Annotated in this window: 1 protein-coding gene and 2 pseudogenes; all 3 read left to right on the top strand. The window is 74.0% G+C overall.

Going from position 1 to position 2,709, the window contains the following annotated elements:
• Positions 1–624: pseudogene (locus JNW89_RS33800) on the top strand (ECF subfamily RNA polymerase sigma factor, BldN family); the annotation flags it as partial.
• A gap of 231 nt (positions 625–855) precedes the next feature.
• Positions 856–1,734 carry a DUF5667 domain-containing protein gene (locus JNW89_RS33795; RefSeq protein WP_238452130.1) on the top strand — a complete coding sequence of 293 codons (879 nt, stop codon included), beginning with the start codon at positions 856–858 and terminating at the stop codon, positions 1,732–1,734.
• 104 nt (positions 1,735–1,838) lie between these two features.
• Positions 1,839–2,709, top strand: a pseudogene (locus JNW89_RS33790) (HAD family hydrolase); the annotation flags it as partial.

Genomic DNA, 2,709 nt, shown 5'->3' with positions numbered 1-2,709 from the left:
CGCGGTGCCGGCGACCACGACGCCGGCGACCGGGTTCCCCAGCCGGCCCGACCCGTCCGACCCGGCGACCGAGGTCTGGGCGCTGGTGGAGCGCGCGCAGGCCGGCGAGTCCGAGGCGTTCGGCCTGATCTACGACCGGTACGTCGACACCGTCTTCCGCTTCGTCTACTTCCGGGTCGGCAACCGCCAACTGGCCGAGGACCTCACCTCGGACACCTTTCTGCGGGCCCTCAAGCGGATCGGCAGCTTCACCTGGCAGGGCCGCGACCTCGGCGCCTGGCTGGTCACCATCGCCCGCAACCTGGTGGCGGACCACTTCAAGTCCGGCCGCTACCGGCTGGAGGTCACCACCGGCGACGTGCTCGACGCGGACCGGGAGGACCGGGGCCCGGAGGGCAGCCCCGAGGCGGCGGTGGTCGAGCACATCACCAACGTCGCGCTGCTCACCGCCGTCAAGCAGCTCAACCCGGAGCAGCAGGAGTGCATCGTGCTCCGCTTCCTCCAGGGTTTCTCAGTTGCCGAGACGGCCCGCACGATGGGCAAGAACGAGGGCGCGATCAAGGCATTGCAATATCGCGCGTCCGCGCCCTGGCCCGCCTGCTCCCGGACGGTTTCCAGCCCTGAGCCCCTGCGACGACGATCACTCTTCGTGATTTCGGCAGCGGCCGGCCCGTAACCCGTGCCCGTCGCGGACCGTTTCTCCGGGTGCGACCGGTGGTTGCCCCGGCGCCCCCGGACCACCCGGTCCGGAGCAGCGCGGCCGGCCAACACCTTCGTCCGTCGGCGTACGCCGCCGCCGGTCGCTGGGAACCACCGCGGCCGACCGGCCGTGACCAGCGAGAGGGGGTGCCTGCGGTGGACAGTGACCTCTTCTCCCGTCGTCGGGCCGCACGTTTCGCCCAGCTTCTCGACGAGGCGAACGGCGGCCGGCGTCACCATGTCCGGTCCCGCGCCGACGACCGGCTCACCGCCCTGGTGGGGGTCGGTCAGCGACTCGTCGCCGCGCGGCCGGACGTCGAGGTCGACGCGGAGTTCCGCACCGGGCTCCGCGCCATGCTGGTGGCGACCGCGGAGCGGGAGGGCATGGGCGCGGCGACCGCGACCGCGACCACACCCGCCCGCACGACCGAGCCGGCTTCGCGTGGCTCGCTGCTGGGCGCGGTGACCGCCCGCCAGATCCGCGCCCGGGGCGCCATCCTGGTCGGCATCGCCGCCGGCGCCGTCGCCGTGTCGGGCATCTCCGCCGCCAGCGAGGACGCGGTCCCCGGCGACGCGCTGTACGGCATGAAGCGCTCCACCGAACGCGCCCAGCTCGCTCTGACCAGCTCCGACCTCAGCCGGGGCCAGCTCTTCCTCGACTTCGCCCGGACCCGGCTCGACGAGGCCGGCACGCTCCGCGGCGACCTGGCCGAGTTCAGCGCGGTGCTGGACGACATGGACGCCGACACCCGCCAGGGCGTACGGCTGCTCACCACCACCGCCGCCCAGCGCTCCGACCCGGCCGGGCTGGACGCGGTGAACACCTTCGTGACCGGGCAGCGCAAGGCGGTCGGTGGCCTGCTCGACGGGGCCAGCCGCGCCGAGCGGGACCGGACCCGCCGTTCGCTGGCCCTACTGGACGCGATCCGCAAGCGCTCCGACACGCTGCGCGCCGCCATCGCCTGCGGCCTGCCCGCGCCGGTCGACAGCGACGCGCTCGGCCCGGCCCCGGCGACCTGCCCGAGCGACCGCTGAGCGGCAGAGCCGTTCACGCCACAGTTGCACCTTCGGACGTCCGCCCGTAACCGACCCCCGACTACGCTCAGGGGTGCAGCGGTCGTCGTACGGAGGGAGGTCGGATGGCCCGCACCCGCAAGGTCACGGTCAGCACCGACGTCCACGGGCACACCGCCGGCTGGGCCGAGGCCGAGCTCGACCGGCCCGTTCCCGCTGAGCCGGACCCCACCGCCGCGGCCTTCTTCGACGTGGACAACACGATGATGCAGGGCGCCTCCATCTACTGGTTCGCCCGCGGCTGGCCGCCCGCAAGTACTTCACCACCGGTGACCTGGCCCGGTTCGCCTGGCAGCAGGCCCGGTTCCGGCTGCTGGCCACCGAGAACGCCGTCGACATGTCGCAGGCCAAGGAGGCCGCCCTGGCCTTCATCGAGGGCTGGCGGGTGGACGAGATCGAGCGCCTGGCCGAGGAGATCTTCGACGAGCTGATGGCCCCACGCATCTGGGCCGGTACCCGCCGGCTCGCGCAGCGGCACCTCGACGCCGGCGAGCGGGTGTGGCTGGTCAGTGCCGCCCCGGTGGAGATCGGCCGGGTGATCGCCACCCGACTCGGCCTGACCGGTGCGGTCGGTACGGTGGCCGAGGTGGTCGACGGTGCTTACACCGGGCGGCTGGTCGGCGACCTGATGCACGGGCCGGCCAAGGCGGAGGCGGTCGCCCAGCTCGCCGCGGTGGAGGGGCTGGACCTGATGCGCTGCGCCGCCTACAGCGACTCGGCCAACGACCTGCCGATGCTCACCGCCGTCGGGCGGGCGGTCGCGATCAACCCGGACGGGACACTGCTGCGGCAGGCCCGCGAGCGGGGCTGGGAGGTGCGGGACTTCCGCACCGGGCGGCGGGCGGTCAAGATCGCCGTACCGTCCACCGCCGCCGCCGGCCTCCTCGCCGGCGCCGTCAGCGCCGGCCTGGCCCTGCACCGCCGCCGCCGCACCCC

This window comes from Micromonospora sp. 4G55, from assembly GCF_016803375.1.
The sequence above is the reverse complement of the archived record's forward strand: the minus strand, read 5'-3'. Positions and strand labels throughout refer to the sequence as shown.